Below are 4,955 nucleotides of genomic sequence, written 5' to 3' on the forward strand. Positions count from 1 at the left end.
GAGCCAGGATCAAACTCTCAATAAAAAGTTTAATCTTAATCTCAAAAACTTACTCATAAAAAGAATTGCTGGTTTTTAACTTATATATCTGTTCAATTTTCAAAGACCAATTTGTTTGTCGCACTCACCAACTAGGTAAGTTCCAATTACCAAATTAAAATTTGGATTGTCACTTAAGCGACTTCATTATCTTATCACTTAGAAAACTCTCTGTCAACAACTTTTCAAAAGTTTTTTTAACTTTGTTTTTTAGTTGTTTTCGTTGTCTCTCAGCGACGAAATTTATAATATCATATCTTTAATATAAAAATGTCTATTTATTTTTATTTATATAATATTAAATTCAAAATTCTCACGTTTTCATTAATTTTCTTCATTATATATATATTGATACACTAGGTATAGTTTACATAATTGTTTTCGTATATCTTCAAATTTTACTGCCCCTATTTCTTATATAACCTGTATATACTATCAATTATCTACTATTATATCTCCTTATTCTTAGGTCTCTCCCTTTTATTTAATATTTTTTCTTTTAATAGATTAAAAATCATCTTTTTATTTTTGTATTTAACTATATTGCTTTTTTCTACCTTCTCCATTTCTATCTCACTTATAAATTTATATAATTCATAAAAAGGCGTGAATTGTTCAATAGTGTCTTCATATCCTTGCCTAATTCTTCTTCTAGCACTTTCAGGTTTAAAATCTAATACACCATCAACAAAACCTTCATCTATTATTCTTGGTGTAATTTCTATAAACTTTGTATTAGGATACATTCTTTTATCTATTGTTGCATCTTTATATAAATTTACAACAATTATTAGATCACATCCTTCTCCATATACTGGCTGTATAGGTACATTATCTACCAAACCACCGTCTAAGTATTGCTTTTCCTGTATTTTTTCACTTTCATATATCATAGGCAGTGCTGATGTGGCTAATAATATACTAGTTATTGTATCTATATTATGTTCATTTACCTTAAAATATCTAGGAACCAAATCAGGTATCTCCGTGCATGTAGCATAACATATAATATCTTTCTTTATTACTTTATCGAAATCAACGTATTTCTCTATTATATCTAGCAGACCACTTCTTGATATATTACCGGCCTCCAATGCCTTAGGTATATACTTCTTCACAAATCCCATATTTTTAGATCCTAATGCTATAAGTATCCCTCTAGCAAACAAATCTTTATTATCTGTAGGTAGAACCTTTTCTTTTGAAATGCTATACCATAGCTCTTCAGCATTATCTATATCTCCTTGCATAAATAAAATAGCATTTAAAGCTCCTATGGAAGTCCCTGATATTATCTTTATATGTTCATCTACCTTTAACTCCTTTAAAGCTCTCCATACTCCTATTTGATATGACCCTAAAGCTCCACCACCAGCTAGTACCATTCCTATTTTCATATATACCTCCTGCCAACTACCCTATATCCAAGATTATATCCTTAGTATAATTATTTATAACATCCATTATATTTTATTATATTAAAAGGGTGCATTTAGCTGCACCCTTTTAGGTTTATATGTATTAGCTATCTTTTTTTCTCCCTAAGGTTTCTAATATTATTAAAGCTGTATCTTCTATCGCTCTTTGTGTAACATCTATCGTTTTACAACCTAACCTTTTTATTATTTTATCTGCAAAATCAAATTCTTCTAGAACTCTTGCATCCCCAGCATATTCAATATCCGAAGGAATCCTATGAAACTTGTCTAATCTCTTCTTTCTTATTTCTATTAACTGTAATGGATTTATTGTAAGTCCAAATACTTTCTTCTTATCTACTTCAAATAATTCATCTGGAACTCCAACCTCTGGAACTAATGGTATGTTTATAGGTTTCAATCCTTTGTTTGCGAGATACATGCATAATGGTGTTTTAGATGTTCTAGATAAACCAACTAATACGACATCTGCATTTTTAAGTCCCCTATAATCTTTGCTATCATCATACTGCATAGCAAATTCCATCGCTTCAATTCTTTTAAAGTACTCTTCATCTGTAGTCCACATCGCTCCCGGATTATAATCTGGAACTTGATTTAATAGTGTAGAAGAAACATTTATAATAGGACCAAGTACATTATTAACAAAAACATTCTTCCCAATAGCTTTTTCTGTTAAATATTCTCTTACATTTACAGTTATTATAGTAGATACGACCATAGCCTTTTCACATTCATCTATAGCTTTAATTACATCCTCAACATCTTCTAATGTTTTAACATACGGTATTCTTCTAACCTCAACTTTACCCTTAAATTGACTAGCAGCTGCTACTGCTACTTGATTAGCTGTTTCTCCAATAGAATCTGATACTGCAAAAATAGTTAACATTCTCATACCCTCTTTCACCTTTTTTTCATAATTCACACTCTAATTATACATTAATTAGCATAGCTTAAACTACTTTATAGTGAATTTTAATATTTGATGTGATAAACTTTAACTATATTTTTGAATTTACATATTTATCTGAGGAGGCATTTATGAAAAAAACTAAATTACTGACTATAGGAGTACTTCCTCTTATGTGGACATTTTACTTCCTATTCGAATTATTCACTGGAAGGGTTACTGATAAGGCTACCTTTTTAGGTAATATAGCCTTAATTGTATTATTTGGATTTACAGGATACCTAATACATTCTATAAGCTTAAAATATAATAATGGATTTAATACTAAAAAGGTCATATCTATCTTCATTATATTGATGCTAATTGATCAAGGAATTAAGTTAATTATTAAGTTCTTCTTCTTTAATGATTACTTTTCTATCATCAAAAACTTCTTATCCTTTAACCCAATAATAAATACAGATGGATCTTGGCTTAATGCTAGATTCGGAACTGGAGTAAGCTTTCCATTATTAATATCTATAAACTTTATATCACTAATTCTATTTATAGAACTGTATCGCTATGTTCTATCTAAATCAAATAAAAGTTTCTCCATTGATATGTGTTTCTTATTTATCTTTGCTGGTGCACTTTGTTCTCTTATCGATAAGATATTCTATGGTGGTAGTTTAGATTTCATTGGTATTGGTACTTTATTTATAGCTGATATAAAAGATATCTATATAAATTTAGGAATTTTATTCTTTGTTATCTCTATATATGAAAGTGGATATATAAATTCTGAAGAAGATACAACCTTAAAGGAAGATATCGAGGGAATAAAAAGATTTGTTAATTTTGCAAAAAAAGATATTATTTCTTTTTTCAAAAAGTAGATAAAAAAAAAGATTTTACAATTTGTAAAATCTTTTTTTATATATAATGCTAAGCAAGTCCTTATTAGAGAATCCTCCATTTGAAGTGACCCTTGGTGGCTTACCGGGGAATCGAACCCCGGACACCTTGATTAAAAGTCAAGTGCTCTACCGACTGAGCTAGTAAACCATATAAACCTGGCAACGTTCTACTCTCCCACACAGTCTCCCATGCAGTACCATCGACGCTGTAGAGCTTAACTTTCCTGTTCGGAATGGAAAGGAGTGTTTCCTCTACGCCATCATCACCAGATACGTTTCTCAACAAGTCCTAATTATATAGTGTATATCTATTTAAGTCAATAACTTTTCTACAAAAAAATAAAAATATTTTATTTCTTCTATAAATTTCGAAAGAAAGCCTCTTAAGGCTTTCTTTAATAATAATTTTTTTGCTTTCCTTATAACTGCTCTATATATTTCCTTATTACACTACAAGAAGATTTAAATTTAGACATTTCCTTATCTTGCATATCTATTTCAACTATTTCTTTTATTCCTTTACTATTTAATATAGCAGGTACTCCAGCATAAATTCCTTCTTCCCCATACTCCCCATCTAGATAAGCTGAAATAGGAATTATTTTATTTTCGTCATTCATTATAGCTTTTATAATTGCTACTACTGCAGTGGCAATTCCATAATATGTAGTTCCTTTTCTATTATATACTTCCCAGCCTGCACTGGCAGTATCTACAACCAATTGATCTAAATCTATTTTTCCGAATCTTTCTTTATTATCCTCTATAATTTTATTAAAAGGCTTCCCACCTACATATACATGAGACCATGGCACCATTTGAGAATCTCCATGTTCACCCATTGAATATCCTTGAACACTTCTTGGATCAACATTTAATAATTCTCCTATAAAGTTCTTTAATCTTGCAGAATCTACAGAAGTTCCTGTACCTATAATATTACTTTTCGGTAATCCTGATAATTTATATACATAATAAGATATTATATCAACAGGATTTGACACTATAATAAAATGACCTCTGAAACCGCTTGCCATTATAGGCTTAACTATTGATTTTGCTATTTTAGCTGATAATTCTAACGTATCTAGCCTAGTTTGCCCTTTCATTGGTGGTGCCCCTGCAGTTATTACTATAATATCTACATCTGCACAATCCTCATATTCTCCTACTTTTATCTTAGTATTTTTATTTAAATATTCGATGCAATGATTTAAATCCATTACCTCACCCTTGGCTTTTTCTTCATTTAGGTCTATCATTAGGATTTCATCACATACTCCTTGAGTTATTAAGCTGAATGCGGTACTTGACCCAACTAAACCAGTTCCAACTATTGCTACCTTCTTATTCTTTAATGACAAATTTAACCCCTCCTAATCTTCTGTTTATTTTATTATTTCCTCTAATATAAAATAAATTTATAAAATAAAAAAACCTTAGAATTACTTCTAAGGTTTTGGTGCGTCATCAGGGATTCGAACCCGGGACACCCTGATTAAGAGTCAGGTGCTCTACCAACTGAGCTAATAACGCATATTACCTAGCAACGTCCTACTCTCCCACACAGTCTCCCATGCAGTACCATCGGCGCTGTAGAGCTTAACTTTCCTGTTCGGAATGGAAAGGAGTGTTTCCTCTACGCCATCATCACTAGATTTATCA

Annotated in this window: 4 protein-coding genes, 2 tRNA genes and 2 rRNA genes; 1 reads left to right on the forward strand and 7 read right to left on the reverse strand. The window is 30.4% G+C overall.

What is annotated here, in order from left to right; all coding sequences use genetic code 11:
* Positions 1–488 precede the first annotated feature (488 nt).
* Positions 489–1,436, reverse strand: coding sequence for a patatin-like phospholipase family protein (locus tag ACSYT2_RS18460; protein ID WP_430858275.1), 948 nt, complete (start codon positions 1,434–1,436; stop codon positions 489–491).
* Between the two features lie 124 nt (positions 1,437–1,560).
* Entirely contained in the window at positions 1,561–2,370 is an 810-nt protein-coding gene (locus tag ACSYT2_RS18465; protein WP_430858274.1) for a pyruvate, water dikinase regulatory protein, read from the reverse strand.
* A gap of 152 nt (positions 2,371–2,522) precedes the next feature.
* Here ACSYT2_RS18465 and ACSYT2_RS18470 point away from each other — a divergent pair, with 152 nt between their 5' ends.
* Positions 2,523–3,269: a signal peptidase II gene (locus ACSYT2_RS18470; RefSeq protein ID WP_438385414.1), complete on the forward strand. Its 747-nt coding sequence runs from the start codon at positions 2,523–2,525 to the stop codon at positions 3,267–3,269.
* Between the two features lie 93 nt (positions 3,270–3,362).
* Here the strand turns inward: ACSYT2_RS18470 and ACSYT2_RS18475 are convergent.
* The 5 genes from ACSYT2_RS18475 to rrf (ACSYT2_RS18495) all read right to left on the reverse strand — a co-directional run bounded on the left by ACSYT2_RS18475 (position 3,363) and on the right by rrf (ACSYT2_RS18495) (position 4,948).
* Positions 3,363–3,438 (reverse strand) — tRNA-Lys (locus tag ACSYT2_RS18475).
* Between the two features lie 6 nt (positions 3,439–3,444).
* Positions 3,445–3,561, reverse strand: a 5S ribosomal RNA gene (gene rrf, locus ACSYT2_RS18480).
* A gap of 148 nt (positions 3,562–3,709) precedes the next feature.
* Positions 3,710–4,654 (reverse strand): L-lactate dehydrogenase, encoded by a 945-nt coding sequence (locus tag ACSYT2_RS18485; protein ID WP_438385416.1) that lies wholly within the window; start codon positions 4,652–4,654, stop codon positions 3,710–3,712.
* A 96-nt stretch (positions 4,655–4,750) separates the two neighbouring features.
* Positions 4,751–4,826: transfer RNA gene (locus ACSYT2_RS18490), tRNA-Lys, on the reverse strand.
* Positions 4,827–4,831: 5 nt separating this feature from the next.
* Positions 4,832–4,948: ribosomal RNA gene (rrf, locus tag ACSYT2_RS18495) — 5S ribosomal RNA — on the reverse strand.
* Positions 4,949–4,955: the final 7 nt, after the last annotated feature.

This window comes from Clostridium zhoujianii (assembly GCF_051590805.1).
Lineage (GTDB): Bacteria > Bacillota > Clostridia > Clostridiales > Clostridiaceae > Clostridium.